This is a genomic window from Paracoccus solventivorans (assembly GCF_900142875.1).
Lineage (GTDB): Bacteria > Pseudomonadota > Alphaproteobacteria > Rhodobacterales > Rhodobacteraceae > Paracoccus > Paracoccus solventivorans.
Map to the genome: position 1 here is coordinate 369,926 of NZ_FRCK01000003.1, position 23,120 is coordinate 393,045.

At 69.3% G+C, this 23,120-nt stretch carries 24 protein-coding genes; 19 read left to right on the top strand and 5 right to left on the bottom strand.

Annotated features, from left to right (window positions below; genetic code table 11):
• The first annotated feature begins 16 nt into the window (after positions 1 to 16).
• From BUB57_RS07515 to recF, 5 genes are all read left to right on the top strand, one after another.
• On the top strand, positions 17 to 793 hold the full coding sequence (locus BUB57_RS07515; RefSeq protein ID WP_073064546.1) for an enoyl-CoA hydratase: 777 nt from the start codon (positions 17 to 19) through the stop codon (positions 791 to 793).
• A gap of 157 nt (positions 794 to 950) precedes the next feature.
• Positions 951 to 1,220 (top strand): 30S ribosomal protein S20, encoded by a 270-nt coding sequence (gene rpsT / locus BUB57_RS07520; protein WP_073064549.1) that lies wholly within the window; start codon positions 951 to 953, stop codon positions 1,218 to 1,220.
• A 538-nt stretch (positions 1,221 to 1,758) separates the two neighbouring features.
• Positions 1,759 to 3,135: a chromosomal replication initiator protein DnaA gene (gene dnaA, locus BUB57_RS07525; protein ID WP_073064552.1), complete on the top strand. Its 1,377-nt coding sequence runs from the start codon at positions 1,759 to 1,761 to the stop codon at positions 3,133 to 3,135.
• Positions 3,136 to 3,236: 101 nt separating this feature from the next.
• On the top strand, positions 3,237 to 4,355 hold the full coding sequence (gene dnaN / locus BUB57_RS07530; protein WP_073064554.1) for a DNA polymerase III subunit beta: 1,119 nt from the start codon (positions 3,237 to 3,239) through the stop codon (positions 4,353 to 4,355).
• Positions 4,352 to 5,428: a DNA replication/repair protein RecF gene (gene recF / locus BUB57_RS07535; RefSeq protein WP_073064556.1), complete on the top strand. Its 1,077-nt coding sequence runs from the start codon at positions 4,352 to 4,354 to the stop codon at positions 5,426 to 5,428. The genes dnaN and recF overlap by 4 nt, the downstream gene beginning before the upstream one ends.
• Before the next feature lie 25 nt (positions 5,429 to 5,453).
• Here recF and ade read toward each other — a convergent pair whose 3' ends face one another.
• Positions 5,454 to 7,238 carry an adenine deaminase gene (ade, locus tag BUB57_RS07540; protein ID WP_073064557.1) on the bottom strand — a complete coding sequence of 595 codons (1,785 nt, stop codon included), beginning with the start codon at positions 7,236 to 7,238 and terminating at the stop codon, positions 5,454 to 5,456.
• Between the two features lie 65 nt (positions 7,239 to 7,303).
• Here ade and recO point away from each other — a divergent pair, with 65 nt between their 5' ends.
• Positions 7,304 to 8,224 (top strand): DNA repair protein RecO, encoded by a 921-nt coding sequence (gene recO / locus BUB57_RS16285; protein ID WP_234952011.1) that lies wholly within the window; start codon positions 7,304 to 7,306, stop codon positions 8,222 to 8,224.
• Here the strand turns inward: recO and BUB57_RS07555 are convergent.
• Positions 8,221 to 8,820 (bottom strand): flavin reductase family protein, encoded by a 600-nt coding sequence (locus BUB57_RS07555; RefSeq protein ID WP_073064558.1) that lies wholly within the window; start codon positions 8,818 to 8,820, stop codon positions 8,221 to 8,223. The genes recO and BUB57_RS07555 overlap by 4 nt on opposite strands.
• A 138-nt stretch (positions 8,821 to 8,958) precedes the next feature.
• Between BUB57_RS07555 and BUB57_RS07560 the strand changes: the two genes are divergently transcribed.
• Positions 8,959 to 9,495 carry a GNAT family N-acetyltransferase gene (locus tag BUB57_RS07560; protein WP_073064559.1) on the top strand — a complete coding sequence of 179 codons (537 nt, stop codon included), beginning with the start codon at positions 8,959 to 8,961 and terminating at the stop codon, positions 9,493 to 9,495.
• Between the two features lie 56 nt (positions 9,496 to 9,551).
• Positions 9,552 to 10,367, top strand: a complete 816-nt coding sequence (locus tag BUB57_RS07565; protein WP_073064560.1) for an EcsC family protein — start codon at positions 9,552 to 9,554, stop codon at positions 10,365 to 10,367.
• A 66-nt stretch (positions 10,368 to 10,433) separates the two neighbouring features.
• Here the strand turns inward: BUB57_RS07565 and BUB57_RS07570 are convergent, their stop codons facing one another.
• On the bottom strand, positions 10,434 to 12,002 hold the full coding sequence (locus BUB57_RS07570; protein WP_073064561.1) for an ATP-dependent DNA helicase: 1,569 nt from the start codon (positions 12,000 to 12,002) through the stop codon (positions 10,434 to 10,436).
• A 226-nt stretch (positions 12,003 to 12,228) separates the two neighbouring features.
• On the opposite strand from BUB57_RS07570, the gene BUB57_RS07575 reads away from it, so the two are divergent.
• Positions 12,229 to 12,531, top strand: coding sequence for a hypothetical protein (locus tag BUB57_RS07575; RefSeq protein ID WP_143159654.1), 303 nt, complete (start codon positions 12,229 to 12,231; stop codon positions 12,529 to 12,531).
• Between the two features lie 65 nt (positions 12,532 to 12,596).
• On the opposite strand, the gene ccrA is transcribed toward BUB57_RS07575, so the two are convergent.
• Positions 12,597 to 13,889 carry a crotonyl-CoA carboxylase/reductase gene (ccrA, locus tag BUB57_RS07580; RefSeq protein WP_073064832.1) on the bottom strand — a complete coding sequence of 431 codons (1,293 nt, stop codon included), beginning with the start codon at positions 13,887 to 13,889 and terminating at the stop codon, positions 12,597 to 12,599.
• A 286-nt stretch (positions 13,890 to 14,175) separates the two neighbouring features.
• On the opposite strand from ccrA, the gene BUB57_RS07585 reads away from it, so the two are divergent.
• Complete coding sequence (locus BUB57_RS07585) at positions 14,176 to 16,134, top strand: protein meaA (protein ID WP_073064563.1); 1,959 nt, start codon at positions 14,176 to 14,178, stop codon at positions 16,132 to 16,134.
• A 145-nt stretch (positions 16,135 to 16,279) separates the two neighbouring features.
• Positions 16,280 to 17,089, top strand: coding sequence for an aldolase/citrate lyase family protein (locus BUB57_RS07590; protein ID WP_073064836.1), 810 nt, complete (start codon positions 16,280 to 16,282; stop codon positions 17,087 to 17,089).
• On the opposite strand, the gene BUB57_RS07595 is transcribed toward BUB57_RS07590, so the two are convergent.
• Positions 17,058 to 17,639, bottom strand: a complete 582-nt coding sequence (locus BUB57_RS07595) for a peroxidase-related enzyme (protein WP_073064565.1) — start codon at positions 17,637 to 17,639, stop codon at positions 17,058 to 17,060. The genes BUB57_RS07590 and BUB57_RS07595 overlap by 32 nt on opposite strands.
• 239 nt (positions 17,640 to 17,878) lie before the next feature.
• Between BUB57_RS07595 and ffh the strand changes: the two genes are divergently transcribed.
• The 8 genes from ffh (at position 17,879) to BUB57_RS07635 (ending at position 23,108) form a co-directional block, all read left to right on the top strand.
• Complete coding sequence (ffh, locus tag BUB57_RS07600; RefSeq protein ID WP_073064568.1) at positions 17,879 to 19,375, top strand: signal recognition particle protein; 1,497 nt, start codon at positions 17,879 to 17,881, stop codon at positions 19,373 to 19,375.
• Positions 19,376 to 19,423: 48 nt separating this feature from the next.
• Positions 19,424 to 19,720 carry a chorismate mutase gene (locus BUB57_RS07605; RefSeq protein ID WP_073064571.1) on the top strand — a complete coding sequence of 99 codons (297 nt, stop codon included), beginning with the start codon at positions 19,424 to 19,426 and terminating at the stop codon, positions 19,718 to 19,720.
• A 48-nt stretch (positions 19,721 to 19,768) separates the two neighbouring features.
• Positions 19,769 to 20,179 carry a 30S ribosomal protein S16 gene (gene rpsP / locus BUB57_RS07610; RefSeq protein WP_073064574.1) on the top strand — a complete coding sequence of 137 codons (411 nt, stop codon included), beginning with the start codon at positions 19,769 to 19,771 and terminating at the stop codon, positions 20,177 to 20,179.
• 60 nt (positions 20,180 to 20,239) lie between these two features.
• On the top strand, positions 20,240 to 20,752 hold the full coding sequence (rimM, locus tag BUB57_RS07615; RefSeq protein ID WP_073064576.1) for a ribosome maturation factor RimM: 513 nt from the start codon (positions 20,240 to 20,242) through the stop codon (positions 20,750 to 20,752).
• Positions 20,745 to 21,548 (top strand): tRNA (guanosine(37)-N1)-methyltransferase TrmD, encoded by an 804-nt coding sequence (gene trmD, locus BUB57_RS07620; RefSeq protein WP_234952012.1) that lies wholly within the window; start codon positions 20,745 to 20,747, stop codon positions 21,546 to 21,548. Before rimM ends, trmD begins: the two co-directional genes overlap by 8 nt.
• Positions 21,545 to 21,937: a 50S ribosomal protein L19 gene (gene rplS, locus BUB57_RS07625; protein ID WP_073064583.1), complete on the top strand. Its 393-nt coding sequence runs from the start codon at positions 21,545 to 21,547 to the stop codon at positions 21,935 to 21,937. Before trmD ends, rplS begins: the two co-directional genes overlap by 4 nt.
• Before the next feature lie 11 nt (positions 21,938 to 21,948).
• Entirely contained in the window at positions 21,949 to 22,170 is a 222-nt protein-coding gene (rpmE, locus tag BUB57_RS07630; RefSeq protein WP_073064586.1) for a 50S ribosomal protein L31, read from the top strand.
• A gap of 158 nt (positions 22,171 to 22,328) precedes the next feature.
• On the top strand, positions 22,329 to 23,108 hold the full coding sequence (locus BUB57_RS07635) for a division plane positioning ATPase MipZ (protein WP_073064590.1): 780 nt from the start codon (positions 22,329 to 22,331) through the stop codon (positions 23,106 to 23,108).
• Positions 23,109 to 23,120 lie beyond the last annotated feature (12 nt).

Consider the following 23,120-nt stretch of genomic DNA (forward strand, 5'->3'; position numbering starts at 1 on the left):
CGAGGGACAGTTTCGCATGGCCTATCAGACCCTGATCGTCGAGAACAACGACCGAGTCGCCCTGATCCGGTTGAACCGGCCCGAGGCGCTGAACGCGCTCAGCGGTGAGCTGATTTCCGAGCTGGCGGCGGCGGTGACGGCGGCCGATGCCGACCCGGCGATTCGCTGCATCGTGCTGACCGGCAGCGAGAAAGCCTTTGCCGCCGGCGCCGACATCAAGGAAATGGCGGCGAAATCCTATGTGGACGTGCTGACCGGCGACCTGTTCGGCCCCGAGATCGAGCGGATCAACCGCGTCCGCAAGCCGATCATCGCCGCGGTCGCGGGCTACGCGCTGGGCGGCGGCTGCGAGCTGGCGATGATGTGCGACTTCATCATCTGCGCGGAAAACGCCAAGTTCGGCCAGCCCGAGATCAATCTGGGCGTGATCGCCGGTATCGGCGGCACCCAGCGCCTGACCCGTTTCGTCGGCAAGTCCAAGGCGATGGACATGAACCTGACCGGGCGTTTCATGGATGCGGCCGAGGCCGAGCGTTCCGGCCTGGTCAGCCGCGTGGTCCCGGTCGACAAGCTGGTGGATGAGGCGATGGCGGCGGCGCGCAAGATCGCCTCGAAATCCGCCGTGGCCACCATGGTCGCCAAGGAAGCGGTGAACCGCAGCTATGAGACCACCCTGCGCGAGGGGCTGCTGTACGAGCGCCGCGCCTTCCACGCGCTGTTCGCGACCGAGGACCAGAAGGAAGGGATGAGCGCCTTCGCCGAAAAGCGCGAGGCGCAGTTCCGCGACCGCTGAGCGGGCTTTCCTTTCGGCGCGGGCTGGTCTATAGGCCCCGCTGACATGCGCGTGGGCCCGCTTAGGCAAGAATCAGCACCGCTCCTTTTGGGGCGGTTTGCCGGGTCTTTTGCGCACAGACACAACCGCAACAGACCGACAGAGAAAACGAACACCCATGGCCAATACCCCCCAGTCCCAGAAACGCGCCCGCCAGACCGAGCGCCGCACCGCCGTCAACAAGGCCCGCCGCTCGCGCATCCGCACCTTCCTGCGCAAGGTCGAGGAAGCGATCGCCGGCGGTGACGCGCAGGTCGCGGCCGAGGCGCTGCGGGCGGCGCAGCCGGAACTGATGCGGGGCGTGACCAAGGGCGTGGTCCACAAGAACACCGCCGCGCGCAAGATGTCGCGGCTGTCGGCCCGCGTGAAGGCGATGACCACCGCCTGATTCACCCCTCTGCGGCCCCGGATTTACGGCCCTTTCGACGGGCCGGAAGCGCCGGAATATCCAGCACGCCCCGGTTGTTCCGGGGCGTTTTTCATGGGGCTTTCCGTCCTGTGGAAGCCGTCCAAATTCCTGTAAAAACTGGAAAATCACCCATCTGCCACAGTCGCGCAGATTCGGGGCGCAAAGGTGCTGTCAAGCGCATAGTTCGGTTGCAGCCCCGCCGCGCTTGCCGCTAGCCTTGTCGCAGCGATTCACTCGCGACAGGGGGCGATCACCCGGACAGGCCATTTCGCCGCGTCCGGGCAGGCGCCAGCCGCAACGTTCCGGCTGCCACCGGGCCGTCGCGGCGCGCCGCAGGTCGATCCGGCTGCCACCGGACCGGCCGACCCGGGAACAGACCGACGGGGCCGCAAGGCCCGGCTCGCGCCCCGCAGCCCGGGGCGCGCGTGGATGGTTCTGTTCCGCTCGTCCCCTGCCGCGGGCGGCCGCATGTCCTGCCGATGCAACGGCGGGAACCGGGGACAGAAGGGACAAGTCGATGAACGAACTATGGGCGGGCGTGCGGTCAGAGCTTGAGGCGCGGGTGGGGACGCATAATTTCGCGACCTGGATCGCACCGCTGGATCTGCGCGCGATCGAGGGCGGCTCTGCCGACATCGCCTGCCCGACCAGGTTCCTGTCCGACTGGGTGTCGCGCCACTATGCCCGCCCGATTCTCGACGCGCTCAGCAATCAGGGCGCCGAGGTCGAGCGGCTGAACTTCACCATCGCCACCGGCGCCGCCCGCCCCGCGCCCGCCGCCTCCGCTTCGCCGGCACCGGCGCCCGAACAGCCCGCGGCGCGTGTCCCCGCCCGCGGCATCATGGGCGATGACGAGATGTCGGCCCCGCTCGATTCCCGCTTCACCTTCGACAATTTCATCGTCGGCAAGCCCAACGAGCTGGCCCATGCCGCCGCCCGCCGCGTGGCCGAGGGCGGCCCCGTCACCTTCAACCCGCTGTTCCTTTACGGCGGCGTCGGGCTGGGCAAGACCCACCTGATGCACGCCATCGCCCGCGAACGCCAGGCCCGCGACCCCGAGGCGCGGGTGCTCTACCTGTCGGCCGAACAGTTCATGTACCGCTTTGTCCGCGCCCTGCGCGAGCGCACGGTGATGAACTTCAAGGAGCTGTTCCGCACCGTCGACCTGCTGATGGTCGACGACGTGCAGTTCATCGCCGGCAAGGATTCCACGCAGGAAGAGTTCTTCCATACCTTCAACGCGCTGGTCGACCAGGGCAAGCAGATCGTGATTTCCGCCGACCGCGCCCCCGGCGAGATCAAGGACATGGAGGAACGTATCCGCTCGCGCTTGTCCTGCGGGCTGATCGTGGACCTGCACCCCACCGATTACGAGCTGCGCCTGTCGATCCTGCAATCCAAGACCGAGCTGTTCCGCGCCACCTATCCGGGGCTGACGCTCTGCGACGGGGTGCTGGAGTTTCTGGCCCACCGCATCACCTCGAACGTGCGCGTGCTCGAAGGGGCGCTGCAGCGGCTGTTCGCCTTTGCCAGCCTGACCGGGCACGACATCGACCTGGACATGACCCAGGAAAGCCTGGCCGACATCCTGCGCGCCTCGGACCGCAAGGTCTCGGTCGAGGAAATCCAGCGCAAGGTGGCGGAACACTACAACATCCGCCTGTCCGATCTGGTGGGACCCAAGCGGGTGCGCACGCTGGCCCGGCCGCGGCAGATCGCCATGTATCTGGCCAAGCAGATGACCAGCCGCAGCCTGCCGGAAATCGGCCGCCGCTTCGGCGGGCGCGACCACACCACGATCATGCACGGGGTGCGCAAGATCGAGGAGCTGCGGCGCGAGGATCGCAGCATGGCCGAGGATATCGACCTGCTGCGCCGCGCGCTCGAGATGTAAGGCTCGGCAAATGCTTGACCGCCGCCGCGCATTGACGGAACGTGGCGCGCGCGCCTGCCGGCCGGCATCGGCGCGCTGACGACAGACGGGGCCAGGGAACCATGAAATTTTCGATCGAACGCGCGGTGCTCGTCAAGGCGGCCAACCAGGCCCAGTCGGTGGTCGAGCGCCGCAACACCATCCCGATTCTGGCCAACGTGCTGATCGAGGCGGGGGCGGATGGCGTCAGCTTCCGCGCCACCGATCTTGACACCGAAATCGTGGACCGCGCCCCCGCCATGGTGGAACGCCCCGGCGCCACCACGGTCAGCGCGGCGCTGCTGAACGAAATCGCCCGCAAGCTGCCCGACGGGGCGCTGGTCAACATCGCCGCCGATGCCGCCACCGCGCGGCTGACCGTGCAGGCGGGGCGCTCGAACTTCAACCTCGCGACGCTGCCGCGCGAGGATTTCCCGGTGATGGCCTCGACCGAATACGCCGCCAATTTCGCGGCGCCCGCCCCGGTGCTGCGGCGGCTGTTCGACAAGTCGCGGTTTGCGATCTCGACCGAAGAGACCCGCTATTACCTGAACGGCGTCTACATGCATGTGGCCGAGACCGAGGGCGGCCGGGCCCTGCGCTGCGTGGCGACCGACGGCCACCGGCTGGCCCGCGTCGATGCGGCCCTGCCCGCGGGGGCTGAATCGATGCCCGGCGTGATCGTGCCGCGCAAGACCGTGGCCGAGCTGCGCAAGCTCTTGGACGACGATGAGGCCGAGATCGCGGTGTCCGTCGGCGAAACCAAGGTGCGGTTTGCGACGCCGACGATCACCCTGACCTCCAAGGTCATCGACGGCACCTTCCCCGACTACAGCCGGGTGATCCCGCGCGGCAACACCCGCCGGCTCGAGGTCGATGCCGCCGATTTCGCCCGCGCCGTGGACCGGGTGGCCACCGTCAGCAGCGAGCGTTCGCGCGCGGTCAAGCTGGCGCTGGACGAGGATCGGCTGGTGCTGTCGGTGAACGCCCCCGATGCCGGCGCGGCTGACGAGGAACTGGCCGTGGCCTATGCCGACGAGCCACTGGAGATCGGCTTCAACGCCAAATACCTGCAGGAAATCGCCGCCCAGATCGACCGCGAGAACGCGGTGTTCCTGTTCAACGGCTCGGGCGACGCCGCCCTGATCCGCGAGGGCGGGGACGAATCGGCGGTTTATGTCGTGATGCCGATGCGGGTGTGACGCTCACCCGGCTGGAGCTTGCGCAATTCCGGTCCTGGCCCCGGCTGGGGCTGGACCTCGACGACCGGCCGCTGGCGATCTTTGGCCCGAATGGCGCGGGCAAGACCAATATCCTTGAAGCCCTGTCGATGCTGTCCCCCGGCCGCGGCCTGCGCAATACCGCCCCCGGCGATCAGGCGCGGCAGGGGCCGGATGCGGGCTGGCGGATCCGGGCGGTGATCGGCGACCATCAGGTGGAAACCGGCGCCAGTCCCGGCGAATCGCGCAAGCTGACCATCGACGACAAGCCCGCGCCGCAGGTGGCGCTGGGGCGGCTGCTGCGGCTGATCTGGGTCACCCCCGCGATGGACCGGCTGTGGACCGACCCGCCCGAATCGCGGCGGCGGTTCCTCGACCGGCTGACGCTGAGCCTGATCCCCTCGCATGCGGAAACCGCGCTGGCTTACGAGCGCGCGATGCGCGAACGCAACCGCCTGCTGCGCGACGAGATCCGCGACGACCGTTGGTTCCGGGCGCTGGAAACCCGCATGGCGCAGGCGGGGGCAGAGCTGACCGCGAACCGGCTGGCGGCGCTGGACCGCATCCACGCCGCGCAGGCTAGCGCCGCTACCGGCTTTCCCGCCGCAACGCTGGCGCTGCTGCCGGGCGAGGGCCACGCCGACGACCCCGACCCGGACAGCATCGCCGCGCGGCTGGCCGCGACCCGCCCCCGCGACATGGCCGCCGGCCGCACCCTGACCGGCCCGCATCGCGCCGATCTGGGCGCGCATTGGGGGCCGCAGGACATGCCGGCCGCGCTGAGCTCTACCGGAGAGCAAAAGGCGCTGCTGCTGTCCCTCATCCTCGCCAACGCCCGCGCGCTGGCGGCAGAGCGCCCGGTGCTGCTGCTCGATGAGGTCGCGGCCCACCTCGACGCCGACCGCCGCGCCGCGCTTTACGATGAAATCACCGCGCTACCCGCACAATCCTTCCTGACCAGCACCGGGCGCGAGTTGTTTTCCGCCTTCGGCCCCCGCGCCCGCTACCTGTCGATCCACCGCGACGGCGGCGCCTCAGTGGCGACCGAGGAATAGCTTCTTTCTGGCTCAAATACCCATTCTACGCCGACGACATCACCACATCGACCAGCTCGAACCGCGTCACATCCACCAGCCCCAGGTCGGAAATCCGCAGCTCGGGGATCACCACCAGCGCCAGCAGCACATGCTGCATCACTGCGTTGTTCATGCTGCAACCGCAGTCGCGGATCGCCTGGTTGACCGCTTCCGCGGCTGCGGCGACCTGCGGGGCCGGGCGGTCGGACATCAGCCCGGCGATGGGCAGTGCGACATGTGCCAGCTCCACGCCGTCGCGGAACACGGTGATGCCGCCGCCCAGCTCGCCCAGCCGCGCGACGGCCGCGGCCATATTGTCGCCGCAGGTGCCGACGACGATCATGTGGTGGCTGTCATGCGCCACGGTCGAGGCCACCGCCATCCGGCCCTGATAGCCGAAGCCCTGCACGAATCCGTTGACCACGCCGCCGGTGCCGCGGTGGCGTTCCACCAGCGCGATCCGCGCCAAGTCGCCCTCGGGCTGCACCGCCCCGTCGCGGACCGGCAGATCGGCGGTCAGCGCCCGTGTCGGGGCCTGGTTCTCGACCACGCCGATCACCCGCACCGTCGCGCGGTTGCCCGCGGCCGGCACCCGAAAATCCGCCGCCGCCAGCCGGCGCCCCAGATGCACCGAGTTGCGCGCCGCCTCGGGCCAGTCGATCTGCGGGCAGTCGACCAGCAGCCGCCCGGATTCCGCCACCACGCGGCCCTGCGCGATCACCAGCTCGACCGGCAGCGCCCGCAGGTCGCTGCTCAGGATCACATCCGCCCGCCGCCCCGGGGTGATCGAGCCCAGCTCTCGTTCCAGCCCGAAATGCCGGGCGGTGTTGATCGTGGCCATCTGGATCGCGATCAGCGGGTCGCAGCCGCAGTCGATGGCATGGCGCACCACCCGGTCCATATGCCCGTCGTGGACCAGCGTGCCCGCGTGGCAATCGTCGGTGCACAGCATGAAGCCGGCCGGGTCCAGCCCCTTTTCGGTGATCGCGGTGATCTGCGCCGCCACGTCGTGCCAGGCCGAGCCCAGCCGCAGCATCGCCCCCATCCCCTGCCGCACCCGGGCGATGGCCTGATGCTCGGCCACGGTTTCGTGGTCGTCGGCCGCGCCCCCCGCGACATAGGCCGCAAAGCTGCGCCCCAGGTCGGGGCTGGCGTAATGCCCGCCGACCACCTTGCCCGCGGCGCGAGTCGCGGCGATTTCCGACAGCATCGCCGGGTCACCCGCCGCCACGCCGGGAAAGTTCATCATCTCGCCCAGACCCACGATGCCTTCCCAGCCCATCGCCTGCGCGACCTCGCCCGCCGTGATCGGGTGGCCGGTGGTTTCCAGCCCGGGGGCCGAGGGCGCGCAGCTGGGCATCTGGGTCAGCATGGTGATCGGCTGGCGCAGGCTTTCGTCTCGCATCAGCCGCACCCCCTCCAACCCCATCACGTTCGCGATCTCATGCGGGTCGTGCAGGATGGTGGTGGTGCCGTGCGGGATCACCGCGGCGGCGAAACCGGCCGGCGTCAGCATCCCCGATTCGACATGCATATGCGCGTCGATCAGCCCGGGGATCATGTAGCGGCCCTGCGCCTCGATCACCTGCGTGTCGGGGCCGATATTGGCTGATGCATCCGCCAGCACGCAGGCGATGCGCCCGTCGGCGATGGCGATGTCGTGACCTGCCAGCACCTCGCGCGTGTGCACGTTCACCCATTGCCCGCCGCGGATCACCATGTCGGCGGGGGCGCGTCCCGCGGCGACCTCGACCAGCCGCGCCTGTGCCTCGATCCATGATTTCAACATCGCGCGCCCTTTCTTCGCCGGATAATGTCCCAGATTGCGGCAGGCGGCACCGGAAGGAAAGACGGATGGAGTGGCAGGGCGAGGCAACCGTGATCGCGCGGCGCAGGCACGGCGAACACGCGGTGATCCTGACCGTGCTGGCGCGCGATGCCGGGCTGATCTCGGGGGTGGTGCCGGGCGGGGCCAGCGTCAAGCGCGCCGCCATGCTGCAACCGGGCAACCGGCTGAGCCTGCGCTGGCGGGCGCGGCTGGACGACCAGCTGGGCAGTTTCTCGGCGGAACCCGCGCGGGCGCGGCCGGGGCTGATGGCCGATGCCGATGCGCTGGCCGGGCTGAACGCGATCACCGCGCTGATCCGCTGGGCGCTGCCCGAACGCGACCCGCACCCGCGGCTGACCGACGCGACCGAGGCCCTGCTGGACGCGATCGAAGCAGGAACCGCGGTGCCAGATGGTGCGGCCGGAGCCGGGGGGCTGTCTGCCCCCCGCGCCACTTCCGTGGCCTGCTTCGCTGAAAACGGTCCACCGAACCATCCGGCGGGAAAACAGCCTCGTGGGCTGTTTTCTGATCCGCCTCCTATCCCGGGCGCTCAAGAGCCCCGAGGATATTTCGGTGATGAAGAAACCACGCCCTGGGCCGCCGATTACCTGCGGTGGGAGCTGCTGCTGCTGGACGAGCTGGGGTTCGGTCTGTCGCTGGATCGCTGCGCGGTCAGCGGCGCGCGCGAGGGGCTGGCTTGGGTTTCCCCCCGCACCGGCCATGCGGTGACAGGGGCCGCGGCGGGGGAATGGGCGCCGCGGCTGCTGCCCCTGCCCGCGATCCTCGGCGGGCCTGAGCGGGCAGGGGGGCTGGCCGAGGCGCTGGCGCTGACGGGGTATTTCCTGGCTGCGCGGCTGGCCGAGGGGCAGGTGGGCCGACCACTGCCCCCTGCAAGGGCGCGGCTGCTGGCCCGGCTGGGGACAGGGAGCCCGGAAAGCGGCGCCTAATCCGGGCGCTGCATCTCGAACAGCTCGGTGGTAATGGCGTAGTCGCGATAGCCCAGCCGCGACAGCCAGCCGGTGCGGCGCAGGTCGAACCGTCCCTCGACCACGCAATCGTCGCGCAGGTGGATGCCGGTGACCACCCCCAGCACCATGTGGTTGGCCTTGCCCGCCAGCCGGATGATCCTGGTCATCCGGCACTCCAGGCTCGCCGCCGCCTCGGCTACCCGCGGGCAGTCGATGGTCTCGCAATCCGCCGCCGTCAGCCCGGCGGCCTCGAACTCGCTCACCCCCGCCGGCAGCCGGGCAGAGCTGGCGTTCATCGCGTCCTTCAGCGCCCCGTCGGCGATGTTGATGCAGAACACCCGGCTTTCCGCGATCTGCGCCACGCTGTCCTTGGTGCCCGGCCGGTCCGGCTTGTCCCCGGTCGAGGCGAACATCACCTGCGGCGGTACATAGGCGGTGGCGTTGAAGAAGGAATAGGGCGCGAGGTTGTCCCCCTGCCGCCCGCGCGTCGACACCCAGCCGATGGGGCGCGGCGCGATGATGGCGTTGAACGGGTTGTGCGGCAGGCCGTGCCCCGCCTCGGGTCGATAGAACATGGATGCGGCCTTTCGCTGGAGAGAGGGCGGGGAGCGCATGATGGGGACATCGCGGCCCCGGGGCAAGCACCCGGCGCGGTCTTTCCTGCGCGGGCGCAGGGTGTTAAGCCCGCGCCCGATCCGCGGCGCAAAGGTCCGATGTATAGCCTGTCCCCCGAAACCGACGCCGACACCCCCGAGGTCGAGGCCCTGCTGGACCTGTGCTTCGCACCGGGGCGGACGGCGCTGTCGTCCTATCGGCTGCGCGAAGGCGTGGCGCCGGTGCGCGAGCTGTGCCTGACCCTGCGCGCCGGCACCAGTGACGGCGACGGCAGCGCGGGCGTGCTACTGGCCGCGATCCGCTATTGGCCGGTGCGGGTGGCGGGGCAAAAGGTGCTGCTGCTGGGCCCGGTCGCAGTCCACCCGACCGCGCAGGGCGAGGGGCTGGGCGGGCTCTTGATGCGCGAAAGCCTGTCGCTCGCGGCGGCGATGGGTTGGCAGCGGGTGATGCTGGTGGGCGATGCGCCCTATTACAGCCGCTTCGGATTTTCGCGGCTGGAGGGGGTCGAGATGCCGCCGCCCACCAACCCCGACCGGGTGCTGGGGCTGGAACTGGAACCCGGCGCATGGGTTGACCTGCGCGGCACGGTCACGCGCGAGACCGCGGCCGCGAACGCCTGCCCCTCGGGCGCTTGACAGCGCCGGGCGGGGCGCGTTTCCGTGGAAATGTCGCGCCAAGCAAGGACGGACCCATGGCAGCCACGCCCACGACCATCCCCCGGCAGGCGATCCTGCCGCCGATCGACGACCCCTCGGTGCATCTGCAGATCGACCGGCTGGCCGGGAAATACCTCGATGCCGGCGGGCTGGTGATGGATCTGCTGGTCAGCATCGGCGGCGGCGCGCAGGGGCTGCTGGACCGGCTGCCGGGCTTCGTGCGCCACCGTCTGGACGGGATCACCCTGGCGGCGCTGAACCGCGCCTTCGACGCGGCCAGCCGCTCGCGCCACTATGTCCGCGACCGCGGCGACTGGTTCAACCGGCTGGCGACGACCGTCTCCGGCGCCGCCGGCGGCGCGGCCGGGCTGCCGGGCGCGATGGTGGAACTGCCGCTGACCGTGTCCATGCTGCTGCGCGCGATCCTGGAAATCGCCGCCGAACACGGCTTCGACCCCGACGCCGAGGAAACCCGGATCGAGGCGATCCGGGTCTTTGCCGCCGCCGGGCCGATGTCGGACGACGACGGCACCGACCTGGGGCTGCTGGCGGCCAAGGTGACGATCACTGGCCAGACCGTGCAGGGGCTGATCGCGCGCATCGCGCCGCGGCTGGCGGCGGTGCTGGGCCAGAAGCTGGCGGCGCAGGCGACGCCGGTGTTCGGTGCGGTGGCCGGCGCCTCGATCAACTTCGCCTTTGCCGGATATTATCAGGAAATCGCCCGCGTGCATTTCGGGCTGCTGCGGCTTGCGCGCGAAACCGGCATCCCGCGCGAGGCCCTGACCGAGGCGCTGGTCGACCGCATGGAACAACGCAGCGGCAAGGCACTGCACAAACCCGCTCGCGGCTGATCCCGGTCTTTCCCGCTTTTCATCGTGGCGAAAATATCCCCGCCGGAGGCTCCGGCCGCGCCACGCTCATTCGGGCGCGGCTTCGGGCGCCGCCAGCTCCAGCGCCGCGGCCTCGACCGTCAGGTCGCTGACCGACAGCCCCGATTTCGGCCGCGCCAGCGCCGCGCGGGTGACCCAGAACAGCCGCTCCTGCGCGCGTGTGATCGCGACATAGGCCAGCCGCTTCCACAGCGGCAGCCCGGCCTCGGTCCGGTTCGCCCAGGCGGCGGCCGAGATGTCGGGGCCGAACAGCTGCACCTCGGGCCATTGCGAGCCCTGTGCCTTGTGGATCGTCACCGCGGCGCCGTGCAGGAAGGCCGCGCCCATGCGGGCGGCATAGGGGATGAAGGGTTCCTCGACGTCCGGCGTCTCGATCTTGATGATGCTGGCGGCCCACAGCCGCGGCTCGGGGACGCCGATGACGTGCAGCCGCGAAAACCCCGGCTTCTTGCCCGGCCCCAGATAGATCACCTGCGCGCCCTTGATCAGCCCGCGCGCCTCGAGATCGATGCGCTTCTTGCGGTGCTTCAGCGGCAGCTCGATCCCGTCGCAGACCAGCGGCTCGCCCGGCAGCAGCGCATCGCCCGGCGCGCCATGGGCGGCGCGAAAGGCGGTGATCAGCCGCACCCGCGTGGCGTTGCGCCAGACCAGCGCGGGCGAGCGCGCCATCAGGTCGCTGTCCATGCGTTCCGCCCAGACCACCCGGTCGTCGCGGCTGGCAGCGTCACGCACCAGCCGTTCAAAGCCCGGGAAATCCACCGCCGGGTCGGACAACGCATGGGCGAGGTCGAGGATCGGGCTGTCGCCCGCCTGCCGGTGGATACGGCTGAGCATCAGCTTTTGAGGCGCCGCCAGCCGGTCGAACACCATCTGTCCCGACTGCCCCACCGGGGCCAGCTGCGCCGGATCGCCGAACAGCACCAGCAGCGGAAAGATCTCGCGCAGATCCTCGAACTGGCGTTCGTCCAGCATCGAGGATTCGTCGATCAGCCCGATGTCCAGCGGGTCCTCGCGCCGTTTCCAGCCGGTGATGAAATCCGAGCCCCGCAGCCCCGCCGCCGCCAGCGCCCCGGGGATCGAGCCGTGCTGCTGATAGAACAGCAGCGCCCGGTCCATCGCCTCGTCGCTGAGCGCCGCGATCACCGGGCGCTCGCCGGTGCCGGCCAGCCACTCGGCCAGGCGCTCGTATTCGGGATCGTAGACCGGAGTATAAAGGATCCGGTGGATGGTGGTGGCGGGCACGCCCCGCGTGCGCAGGACAAAGGCCGCCTTGTTGGTGGGCGCCAGAATCGCCACGCTGCGGGCGTCCTTGCGGCGCTTGCCCTCGTAATCGCCGCTGACCACATGCACCCCGGCTGCGACCAGCGCCCGGGTGATCTCGGCCAGCAGCAGCGTCTTGCCCGACCCCGCCTTGCCGAGCACCGCCAGCACCTGCGCCTTGCCGGGCGCGGGGGGCACGATTTCCTCGGACATGAGGTCCACGCCGGCGGCGGCCAGCGCCTCGGCCAGCCGGTCCCAGGCCTCGGCCTGATCGGCGGAAAGCGACGGCGGATCGGGCCGTTCGGCGGGGGCGTCGAGGCGAAGCGTCGGCTGCATCGCGCCATCCTAGCCGCGGCGGCGGGTGGGGCCAAGCGGCGGCATTCGGGGAACAGGCGGGGGCGGCCCGCAGGGTGGCGCGGCCGGGGCCTCCGGCGGGGATATTTGGGCCACGATGAAAGCGCCGGCGGCAGTGGCTGCGTGGATCCGCGCGGCGGCCGGGCGCGTTGGGGTCGCGACCGCGGTTGCCGCAGGGCGCCGCCGGGCTGCAACGGAGCAAAGCAAGATGACACATCACCATGAGCGGGCCGGTTCGATCCTGCCCTATGTGGCGCTGGCCGGGGTGCTGGGCTGGGCCGCCGCGATGTTCTGCCGTAAGGGGCACCACTCGCACCGGCGGCTGCATCGGCGCGGGCGGCTGGCGGCGATTTCCGACAAGGCCGCGGCCGAGGGCGAGGCGACCGAGGACTGCGATTTCGTCCGCCCCGCCGGGCGCGGCGCCATGCGCGACCCGCCGCGGCGCTGGGACGCGGTGGACGAGGCCAGCGACGCCTCGTTCCCGTCCAGCGACCCGCCCGGGAATTACTGAGCCGCACCGCACCAACGAAAAGCGCGCCCAAAAGGGGCGCGCTTCCGCGTTCCGGGGATGGGCGCTCAGCCCCTGCGGCCGGCCTCGAGCGCGTCCTCGAAGGTGCGCAGCCCGGCCTCGGGCGCCTGCACCAGCACCGCCATGTTGCCCGGCTTGTGCTGGTTGCGCAGCATCTTCAGATGCGCCTGCGGGATGTCCGCCCAGGGGAACACCTCGGACATGGCCGGGTCGATGCGGCGTTCCAGCATCAGCCGGTTCGCGGCCGAGGCCTGCTTGAGATGCGCGAAATGCGAGCCCTGCAGGCGCTTCTGGTGCATCCACATGTAGCGCACGTCGAAGGTGCAGTTGAAGCCGGTGGTGCCGGCGCAGATCACCACCATGCCGCCCTTTTTGCAGACGAAGGTCGACACCGGAAAGGTCGCCTCGCCCGGGTGCTCAAAGACGATGTCGACGTTGTTGCCCTTGCCGGTGATGTCCCAGATCGCCTTGCCGAACTTGCGGACCTCGTTGAACCACTGCTTGTATTCCTCGCTGTTGACCTTGGGCAGGGCGCCCCAACAGTTGAAATCCTTGCGGTTGATGACGCCCTTGGCACCCAGGTTCATCACGAACTCGCGCTTGTCCTCTTCCGAGATCACCCCGATGGCGTTGGCGCCGGCGGCGTTGATCAGCTGGATCGCGAAGGACCCCAGCCCGCCCGAGGCGCCCCAGACCAGCACGTTCATGCCGGGCTTGAGCTCATGCGGCTCGTGCCCGAACAGCATCCGATAGGCGGTGGCCAGCGTCAGCGTGTAGCAGGCCGATTCCTCCCAGGTCAGGTGGCGCGGGCGCGGCATCAGCTGCTGGGCCTGCACGCGGGTGAACTGGGCGAAGCTGCCGTCCGGGGTCTCGTAGCCCCAGATGCGCTGGCTGGGCGAATACATCGGGTCGCCGCCGTTGCATTCCTCGTCGTTGCCGTCATCCTGGTTGCAGTGGATCACGACCTCGTCGCCGACCTTCCAGTTGCGCACCTTGTCGCCGACCTTCCACACGATCCCCGAGGCGTCCGAGCCGGCGATGTGATAAGGCTGCTTGTGCCCGTCGAAGGGGCTGACCGGCGTGCCCAGCCCCGCCCAGATGCCGTTGTAGTTGACGCCCGCGGCCATCACGAGCACCAGCACCTCGTTGCTGTCGATCTCCCAGGTGTCGACGACCTCGACCTGCATGGCCTTGTCGGGCTCGCCATGCCGCTCGCGGCGAATCGCCCAAGCGTACATCTGCTTGGGAACATGGCCCAGGGGCGGCATCTCTCCGATTTCGTAGAGATCCTTTTGCGGTGCGTCATAGGGGGCGATGGGGCTGGGGTTGTCGAGGGCCATGGCCATAGTCCTTGCGTAATCATGCCGCAGCGCAGAATCGCGGCGTCCGGTCCCAATCGCTAAAGAGCCGCGCGCAACATTGCAATAGTGTCCCGCATAGGTCGCGCAATATTATGTCCCTCTCGTCGCCGCGTCCTGAGAGCGCGGCTTTCATCGTGGCCCAAATATCCCCGCCGGAGGCTCCCGCCGTCACGCAAGAGCAGTGCCGCGCCGCAGCGAATTGACGGCGCAGCATTATGTCCGCTAACTGACCCCAACCGAAAGAATCTTGCGAAAGGGATTCGCCGTGGCCCCCAAGGACAAACCCTGGCTGTTCCGCACCTATGCCGGCCATTCCACCGCCGCGAAGTCCAACCAGCTTTACCGCACCAACCTCGCCAAGGGGCAGACCGGGCTGTCGGTGGCGTTCGACCTGCCGACGCAGACCGGCTATGATTCGGACCATGTGCTGGCGCGGGGCGAGGTCGGCAAGGTCGGCGTTCCCGTCTGCCATCTGGGCGACATGCGCACGCTGTTCGACCAGATCCCGCTGGAGCAGATGAACACCTCGATGACCATCAACGCCACCGCGCCGTGGCTGCTGTCGCTTTATATCGCAGTGGCCGAAGAGCAGGGGGCGGATGTCTCGAAGCTGCAGGGCACGGTGCAGAACGACATCATCAAGGAATACCTGTCGCGCGGCACCTATATCTGCCCGCCCAAGCCCAGCCTGCGGATGATTACCGACGTTGCCGCATATACGGCGCAGCAGCTGCCGAAATGGAACCCGATGAACGTGTGTTCCTATCACCTGCAAGAGGCCGGGGCGACGCCGGAACAGGAACTGGCCTATGCGCTGGCCACCGGCATCGCGGTGCTGGACGATCTGAAAACCAAGGTCGCGCCCGAGGCGTTCCCGGCCATGGTCGGCCGCATCAGCTTCTTCGTGAACGCGGGCATCCGCTTCGTCACCGAGCTGTGCAAGATGCGCGCCTTTACCGAGCTGTGGGACGAGATCTGCCGCGACCGCTACGGCATCGAGGACGAGAAATACCGCCGCTTCCGCTACGGGGTGCAGGTCAACAGCCTGGGCCTGACCGAGCAGCAGCCGGAAAACAACGTCTACCGGATCCTGATCGAGATGCTGGCGGTGACGCTGTCGAAGAACGCCCGCGCCCGCGCCGTGCAGCTGCCGGCCTGGAACGAGGCGCTGGGCCTGCCGCGCCCCTGGGACCAGCAGTGGTCGTTGCGGATGCAACAGATCATGGCCTATGAGACCGACCTGCTGGAATACGGCGACCTGTTCGACGGCAACCCGGCGGTGGCCGCAAAGGTCGAGGCGCTGAAGGACGGGGCGCGCGCCGAGCTCAAGCTGCTGGACGAGATGGGTGGTGCCATCGCGGCCATCGACTACATGAAATCGCGGCTGGTCGAATCGAACGCCGCCCGGCTGAACCGGGTCGAGGATGGCGAGACCGTGGTGGTCGGCGTCAACCGCTGGCAGCAGGGCGAGCCCTCGCCGCTGACCTCGGGCGACGGCGGCATCCTGGTCGTCGATCCGGCGGTGGAACAGGACCAGATCGCAAGGCTGGACGATTGGCGCCAGGCCCGCGACAACGCGGCCGTCGAGGCCGCGCTGTCGCGCTTGCGCGCGGACGCGCAAGAGGGGCGCAATATCATGCCCGCCTCGATCGCGGCGGCGAAGGCCGGGGCCACCACCGGCGAATGGGCGGGCGTCATGCGCGCGGTCCACGGCGAATACCGCGGCCCCACCGGCGTCTCGCCCTCGCCCTCGAACCGGACCGAAGGGCTCGAGCCGATCCGCGAGGCGGTGGATGCGGTCAGCACCCGGCTGGGGCGGCGGATGAAGTTCGTGGTCGGCAAGCCGGGGCTGGACGGACATTCCAACGGCGCCGAGCAGATCGCCTTCCGCGCTCGCGACTGCGGCATGGACATCACCTATGACGGCATCCGCCTGACCCCGGCCGAGATCGTCGCGGCCGCGCAGGAACAGCATGCGCATGTGGTCGGGCTGTCGATCCTGTCGGGCAGCCACCTGCCGCTGGTCCGCGACGTGATGGAGCGGATGCGCGCGGCGGGCTTGGGCCACATCCCGGTGATCGTCGGCGGCATCATCCCCGAGGACGACGCCGCGCAGCTGCGCGCGATGGGGGTGGCGCGGGTCTATACGCCCAAGGATTTCGAGCTGAACCGGATCATGATGGATCTGGTGGCGCTGGTGGACCCCGAGGCGCGGGCCGCCTGAACGGGCGCCTGGGCGCAGCGGCGGCAGGGTGTCGCCGCTGGCCCTTGCGGCGCGGCGGCATGGGTATTTGGGCCAGAAAGAAGCCCGCTTGTGCAGGGAGACGGCGCGGGCCATGCTGCCGGCGTTCCACCAGCAGAGCCTGAAGATGCCCGCCCCCCAGAACAATTTCAAATCCCGGCTTGCCGCAGGCGAGGTGCTGATCGGCGCCTGGCTGGGCCTTGCCGACCCCTATGCCGCCGAGATCGCCGCCACCGCCGGCTTCGACTGGCTGCTGATCGACGGCGAGCACGCGCCGAACGACCTGCGCTCGATCCTCGCGCAGCTGAGCGTGGTCGAGGCCTCGGGCAGCAGCCCGGTGGTGCGGCTGCCGATGGGCGAGGATTGGGCGATCAAGCAGGCGCTGGACCTTGGCGCGCAGTCGCTGCTGATCCCGATGGTGGACAGCGCCGCGCAGGCGCAGGCGCTGGTCCGCGCCGTGCGCTATCCGCCGCGGGGGATGCGCGGGGTCGGCTCGGCGCTGGCGCGGGCCTCGCGGTTTTCGGGGATCCCCGATTACCTGGCCACGGCCGATGCGCAGATCTGGCTGGGGGTGCAGGTGGAGACCCGCGCCGGGCTGGCGGCGCTGGACGAAATCCTGACGGTCGAGGGCGTGGACGGGGTGTTCCTGGGCCCGGCCGACCTGTCGGCGGACATGGGGTATCTGGGCCAGCTCGACCACCCCGAGGTGCTGGCGGCGATCTCGGACGCGACAAGGCGGATCGCGGCGGCGGGCAAGGCCCCCGGCATCATCTGGACCGACGAGCCGAACGCCAGCCGCGCCATCGCCGAGGGCGCACGCTTCGTGGCCACCGCCATCGATGTGATCACCCTCGCCGGGGCGCTGCGCCGCGCCGCCAGCGCCGGCAAGGCCCTGCGCGAGCGGGTCACTGCTGGCGCGGCACCCGGCCCAGCATGAAGAACTCCTCGTTCGGGGGGATGTCCGCCATGTTCGCGATCCGGTTCGACATGCCGAAGAAGGCGGCGATGGCGCCGATGTCCCAGATCTCGTCAGGAGTGAAGCCCGCCTCGATCATGTCCTCGTAATCGTCCTGGGTGACGTTCTCGGCCTCCATTGCCACCAGCTCGGCATAATCCAGCATGGCGTAATGGCGGTCGCTCAGCGGCGTCTTGCGCCAGTTGACCGCCAGCCGGTCGGCCAGTTGCGGATCCTTGGCCCGCACCCGCAGGATCGCCCCATGCGCCACCACGCAATACTGGCAGCGGTTCAGCCCGCTGGTGGCGACCACGATCATCTCGCGCTCGGCCCGCGACAGGCCCTCGTCCTTGTCCATCAGCGCCTCGTGATAGGCGAAGAAGGCCCGGAACTCGGCCGGGCGGTGCGCCAGCGCCAGGAACACGTTCGGCACGAAGCCGGATTTCTCCTGCACGGCGCGGATCATTTCCTGGATATCGGTGGGCAGGGCGCGCAGATTCGGGATGGCAAAGCGGCTGATCGGTGGGTTCATGGTGTTCTTTCTGGCTCAAATACCCCGGGGGAGCCGCAACGCGGCGGGGGCGGAGCCCCCATCTGCGCCCCCATCTGCGCAGGCAAGGTTGACTCTGGCCCCGCGATCTGAAATGTCCACCCGGATTCCCCGGAAGGTCATCCTTCCGGTCCCCGCCTGTTCGGGGATCGCCCCCCGTCAGCGCGGATGCGCCCACGGGGGCCATACTGGTTTTGATGCGGCGATAGCCGGAGGTCGCGATGTTCGAGAGCCTTTCTGACCGTCTTGGCGGCGTCTTCGACCGCCTGACCCGGCAGGGCGCCCTGACCGAGGATGACGTCACCGCCGCCATGCGCGAGGTGCGCCAGGCGCTGCTGGACGCCGACGTCTCGCTGCCGGTGGTGCGCAGCTTCGTGCGCGCGGTCACCGCCAAGGCCACCGGGGCCGCGGTCACCAAGTCGATCACCCCCGGCCAGCAGGTGGTCAAGATCGTCCATGACGAGCTGATCCGCACCCTGCAGGGCGACGACGCCCCCGACACGCTGAAGATCGACACGCCCCCCGCGCCGATCCTGATGGTGGGTCTGCAGGGCTCGGGGAAGACCACCACCACCGCCAAGCTCGCCAAGCGCCTGACCGAGCGCGAGAAAAAGCGCGTGCTGATTGCCAGCCTCGACACCAACCGCCCCGCCGCGATGGAGCAGCTGGCGATCCTGGGCCAGCAGATCGGCGTCGACACGCTGCCGATCGTGCCGGGCGAAAATGCCGTCCAGATCGCGCGCCGTGCGCGTCAGCAGGCGAGCTTCGGCGGCTATGACGTCTACATGCTCGACACCGCCGGGCGGCTGCATATCGACCAGGTGCTGATGGATGAGGTGCAGGCCGTCCGCGACGTGGTGAACCCGCGCGAGACGCTGCTGGTCGTCGATGGGCTGACCGGGCAGGATGCGGTGAACGTCGCGACCGAGTTCGATGCCAAGGTCGGCGTGTCCGGCGTGGTGCTGACCCGGATGGACGGCGACGGCCGCGGCGGCGCGGCGCTGTCGATGCGCCAGATCACCGGCAAGCCGATCCGCTTCGTCGGGCTTGGCGAAAAGATGGACGCGCTGGAAAGCTTCGATGCCGAGCGGGTCGCGGGCCGCATCCTCGGCATGGGCGACATCGTGGCGCTGGTCGAGAAAGCGCAGCAGGTGCTCGAGGTCGAGCAGGCCGAGCGCATGATGAAGCGGTTTGCCAAGGGTCTGTTCAACATGAACGACCTGCGCAACCAGCTGGAGCAGATGCAGAAGATGGGCGGGATGCAGTCCATCATGGGCATGATGCCCGGCATGGGGAAGATGGCGAAACAGGCCGAGGCGGCGGGGATCGACGATACCATGCTGCGCCGGCAGATCGCGCTGATCAACTCGATGACCAAGAAGGAACGCGCCAACCCCGAGCTGCTGCAGGCCAGCCGCAAGAAGCGCATCGCTGCCGGTGCGGGCATGGAGGTGGCCGAGCTGAACAAGCTGCTGAAGATGCAGCGGCAGATGGCCGACACCATGAAAAAGGTCAGCAAGATGGGCAAGGGCGCGATGCTGAAACAGGCGATGCGCGCCATGTCCGGCAAGGGCGGCGGGCTGCCCGATCTGGCCGAGGCCGATCCGGCCAAGATGGCCGAGGCCGCGAAGATGCTGCAGGACCCGCGGGGCCTGGGCGGGCAGCTGGGCGGCATGAACCTGCCGGGTGGGCTCTCGGGGCTGTTCGGCAAGAAATGACCGCCCGCCCCATGACCGCGCAATCCGCAACCGCAAGAGAGCCCCTGGATGAGTGACGCCCAGAACCGCGCCGCCGCCCTGCTGCGGGAACATCGCGCCAGCATCGACCGGCTGGATGCGATCCTGGTCTATACGCTGGCCGAGCGGTTCCAGCACACGCAATCGGTCGGCCGGCTCAAGGCCGAACATGATCTTCCGCCCTCGGACCCTGCGCGCGAGGCGCAGCAGATCGAGCGGCTGGAACGGCTGGCGCGCGAGGCCGATCTCGACCCCGAGTTCGCGCGCAAGTTCCTCAACTTCGTGATCGCCGAGGTGATCCGGCACCACGAGATCCTTCAGTCCTGAGGCGCGCCCGCGCGTCGCAACACGCCATTTCCAAAGGAGAACAACCAAATGGCCATGAAAATCCGTCTCGCCCGTGGCGGGTCCAAGAAACGCCCCCATTACGCCATCGTGGCCTCGGATTCGCGGATGCCGCGCGACGGCCGCTTCCTGGAAAAGCTGGGCGTCTACAACCCGCTGCTGCCCAAGGATTCGGAAGACCGCGTCAAGATCGACCTTGACCGGGTGCAGTACTGGCTGAGCCACGGCGCGCAGCCGACCGACCGGGTGGCGCGCTTCCTGGAAGCCGCCGGCGTGAAGGAAAAGACCGAGCGCCAGAACCTGAAGAAGGGCGAGCCGGGCAAGGCCGCGAAAGAGCGCGCGCAGAAGCGCCTCGACCGCGAAGAGGCCGCCCGCGCCGCCGCCGAGGAAGCCAAGGCCGCCCCGGCCGAAGCTCCGGCCGAGGAAGCCGCGAGCGAATGATCCCTGGCTGCGGCGGGGCAGGGTCCCGCCGCAGCCCGTCTGTCCAGCGAAAGGCCGCCCATGACCGAAGGCGCCAAGGCTGAAACTGTCTGCGTCGGCGCCATCGCCGGCGCTTTCGGCGTTCGTGGCGAGGTGCGGCTGAAAAGCTTCTGCACCACCGCCGAGGACATCGCCACCTATGGCCCGCTTGCGACCGAGGACGGCACGCGCCGCTTCACGGTGCGGCTGACCCGCCCGGTCACCGGCGGGCTGGCCGCGCGGCTGTCCGGGCTCGAGACCCGCGAGCAGGCCGAGGCGCTGAAGGGCGCGACGCTGTGGGCCGACCGGGCGGCGCTGCCGGCGCTGCCCGAGGATGAATTCTACCATGCCGACCTGATCGGGCTCGAGGTGGTGGACCCCGGCGGCGCGGTGCTGGGGCGGGTGCGCGCGATCCACGACCACGGCGCCGGCGATATCCTGGACGTGCAGGGGCCGGGGGGCGCGCTGCTAATCCCCTTTACCCGCGCGGCGGTGCCGACCGTGGATGTCGCGGCCGGGCGCATCGTCGCCGATCCGCCGGACAGCGATGAATAGCCCCGCGCCTGCGGCCCCCTGGACCGCGCAGATCGTCACCCTGTTCCCCGAGGCGTTTCCCGGCACGCTGGGCCTGTCGCTGACCGGCCGCGCGCTGGCCGACGGGATCTGGGCGCTGCGCACCATCCAGCTGCGCGATTTCGGCCTGGGCCGGCATCGCAATGTGGACGACACGCCCGCCGGCGGCGGCGCCGGGCTGGTGATCCGCCCCGATGTGCTGGGCCCCGCGCTGCAGGCGGCGAAAGCCGCCGCACCGGAACTGCCGGTGGTCTATCTGTCGCCCCGCGGCCGCCCGCTGACCCAGGCGCTGGCGCGCGAGTTGGCGCAGGGCCCCGGCGTTACGCTGATCTGCGGCCGGTTCGAGGGGGTGGACCAGCGGGTGCTGGACGCCCATGACGTCACGGAAATCAGCATCGGCGATTACGTCCTGACCGGGGGCGAGATCGCCGCTCAGGTCTTGATCGACGCGACGGTCCGCCTTATACCGCGCGTGCTGGGGAATCAGGATTCTCTGGCCGAGGAATCCTTTGCCCACGGCCTGCTTGAACACCCGCAATACACGAAACCCGCCGAATGGGAGGGTCGCAGGGTCCCCGACGTGCTGTTGTCGGGCAATCACGCGGCAATCTCGCGCTGGCGGGAAGAACAGGCCGAAAGCCTGACCAAGCAACGCCGCCCCGACCTGTGGCGGGCATATGCCGGACGGCATGTGGACCCGGACCGAAGGACGCAGCTCTCGGGCGCATCAGACCAATCGCGGGACCGCCGCGAGCATGACAAGGACGAAATGCGATGAACCTGATCGCCCAGCTGGAAGCCGAGCAGATCGCCGCTCTCGGCAAGACCATCCCCGATTTCAAGGCCGGCGACACCGTGCGCGTCGGCTACAAGGTGACCGAGGGCACCCGTACCCGCGTGCAGATGTACGAAGGCGTCTGCATCAGCCGCCGCGGCGGCGACACGCTGGCCGCCTCGTTCACCGTGCGCAAGATCTCGTTCGGCGAAGGGGTCGAGCGGGTGTTCCCGCTGTATTCGACCAACGTCGAATCGATCGAGGTCGTCCGCCGTGGCCGCGTCCGCCGCGCCAAGCTGTACTACCTGCGCGAGCGCCGCGGCAAATCCGCCCGTATCGCCGAGATGTCCAACTACAAGCCGAAGGCCGCCAAGGCCGACGCCCAAGCCTGAGGTCGCGCGCCATGAAAGCCGAAATCCACCCCGCCTATCACATGATCACCGTCAAGATGACCGACGGGACCACCTATCAGACCCGCTCGACCTGGGGCAAAGAGGGCGACACGATGTCGCTGGACATCGATCCGACCTCGCACCCCGCCTGGACCGGCGGCTCGGCCAAGCTGATGGACACCGGGGGGCGCGTCTCGCGCTTCAAGAACAAATACGCCGGTCTGGGCTTCTGATCCCGACTGTTGCAGGAAAAGCGACGCCGCCCTTGCCGGGCGGCGTTTTGCATTGGTTTTTCGAGACATTCTCGCGGGTTGTCCACAGCTCAATCGCGGCGCGGCCATGACTCGGGGGCGCGCAGCCGCTAGATTGCGCCGGCAAGCGGAGGCGATTCGTGGCGCATATCATCGTCGTCGGCAATGAAAAGGGCGGGTCGGGGAAATCCACGACCTCGATGCATATCGCGACCGCGCTGGCCCGGATGGGGCACCGCGTCGGTGCGCTGGACCTGGATGTGCGCCAGCGCAGCTTCGGCCGCTATCTGGAAAACCGCATGGCGTTCCTGGCGCGCGAGGGGATCGCGCTGCCCACCCCCACGCTGGGCGAACTGCCCCGCGACGTCGAGGGCGTGGACCCGCTGTCGGCGGCGGTGGGGGCGCTGGACCCCGAACATGACTTCATCGTGATCGACTGCCCCGGCTCGCATACGAAGCTCAGCCAGATGGCGCATACGCTGGCCGACACGCTGGTCACCCCGATGAACGACAGCTTCATCGACTTTGACCTGCTGGCGCGGATGTCGCCCGAGGGCGAGGTGCTGGGGCCCTCGATCTATTCGGAAATGGTCTGGTCGGCGCGGCAGCTGCGCGGGCAGGCGGGGGCCGGGCCGATCGACTGGGTGGTGCTGCGCAACCGGCTGGGCACCACCGAAATGCACAACAAACGCCGGGTCGGAGAGGCGCTGACCCGGCTGTCGCGCCGCATCGGCTTCCGCGTCGCGGCGGGGTTCGCCGAGCGGGTGATCTACCGCGAGCTGTTTCCCCGCGGGCTGACCCTGCTGGACCTGCGCGACATCGGCACCCAGCAGCTGTCGATGTCGAACATCGCCGCCCGGCAGGAACTGCGCGACCTGTTGGCGGAATTGCGCCTGCCGGGCGTCAAGGTGCAAGTCTAGCCGCGCCCCCGG

Excerpts from the sequence above, each read along its gene's own strand:
- ccrA (WP_073064832.1), bottom strand. The coding sequence starts at position 13,889 with ATGGCCCTCGACAACCCCAGCCCCATCGCCCCCTATGACGCACCGCAA.
- dnaA (WP_073064552.1), top strand. The coding sequence starts at position 1,759 with ATGAACGAACTATGGGCGGGCGTGCGGTCAGAGCTTGAGGCGCGGGTG.
- trmD (WP_234952012.1), top strand. The coding sequence starts at position 20,745 with ATGAATAGCCCCGCGCCTGCGGCCCCCTGGACCGCGCAGATCGTCACC.
- BUB57_RS07555 (WP_073064558.1), bottom strand. The coding sequence starts at position 8,820 with ATGTTCTATCGACCCGAGGCGGGGCACGGCCTGCCGCACAACCCGTTC.
- BUB57_RS07575 (WP_143159654.1), top strand. The coding sequence starts at position 12,229 with ATGACACATCACCATGAGCGGGCCGGTTCGATCCTGCCCTATGTGGCG.
- ade (WP_073064557.1), bottom strand. The coding sequence starts at position 7,238 with ATGTTGAAATCATGGATCGAGGCACAGGCGCGGCTGGTCGAGGTCGCC.
- ffh (WP_073064568.1), top strand. The coding sequence starts at position 17,879 with ATGTTCGAGAGCCTTTCTGACCGTCTTGGCGGCGTCTTCGACCGCCTG.
- BUB57_RS07560 (WP_073064559.1), top strand. The coding sequence starts at position 8,959 with ATGTATAGCCTGTCCCCCGAAACCGACGCCGACACCCCCGAGGTCGAG.
- rpsT (WP_073064549.1), top strand. The coding sequence starts at position 951 with ATGGCCAATACCCCCCAGTCCCAGAAACGCGCCCGCCAGACCGAGCGC.
- BUB57_RS07570 (WP_073064561.1), bottom strand. The coding sequence starts at position 12,002 with ATGCAGCCGACGCTTCGCCTCGACGCCCCCGCCGAACGGCCCGATCCG.
- BUB57_RS07605 (WP_073064571.1), top strand. The coding sequence starts at position 19,424 with ATGAGTGACGCCCAGAACCGCGCCGCCGCCCTGCTGCGGGAACATCGC.
- rimM (WP_073064576.1), top strand. The coding sequence starts at position 20,240 with ATGACCGAAGGCGCCAAGGCTGAAACTGTCTGCGTCGGCGCCATCGCC.
- BUB57_RS07515 (WP_073064546.1), top strand. The coding sequence starts at position 17 with ATGGCCTATCAGACCCTGATCGTCGAGAACAACGACCGAGTCGCCCTG.
- dnaN (WP_073064554.1), top strand. The coding sequence starts at position 3,237 with ATGAAATTTTCGATCGAACGCGCGGTGCTCGTCAAGGCGGCCAACCAG.
- rpmE (WP_073064586.1), top strand. The coding sequence starts at position 21,949 with ATGAAAGCCGAAATCCACCCCGCCTATCACATGATCACCGTCAAGATG.
- BUB57_RS07590 (WP_073064836.1), top strand. The coding sequence starts at position 16,280 with ATGCCCGCCCCCCAGAACAATTTCAAATCCCGGCTTGCCGCAGGCGAG.
- BUB57_RS07565 (WP_073064560.1), top strand. The coding sequence starts at position 9,552 with ATGGCAGCCACGCCCACGACCATCCCCCGGCAGGCGATCCTGCCGCCG.
- rpsP (WP_073064574.1), top strand. The coding sequence starts at position 19,769 with ATGGCCATGAAAATCCGTCTCGCCCGTGGCGGGTCCAAGAAACGCCCC.
- recO (WP_234952011.1), top strand. The coding sequence starts at position 7,304 with ATGGAGTGGCAGGGCGAGGCAACCGTGATCGCGCGGCGCAGGCACGGC.
- rplS (WP_073064583.1), top strand. The coding sequence starts at position 21,545 with ATGAACCTGATCGCCCAGCTGGAAGCCGAGCAGATCGCCGCTCTCGGC.
- BUB57_RS07595 (WP_073064565.1), bottom strand. The coding sequence starts at position 17,639 with ATGAACCCACCGATCAGCCGCTTTGCCATCCCGAATCTGCGCGCCCTG.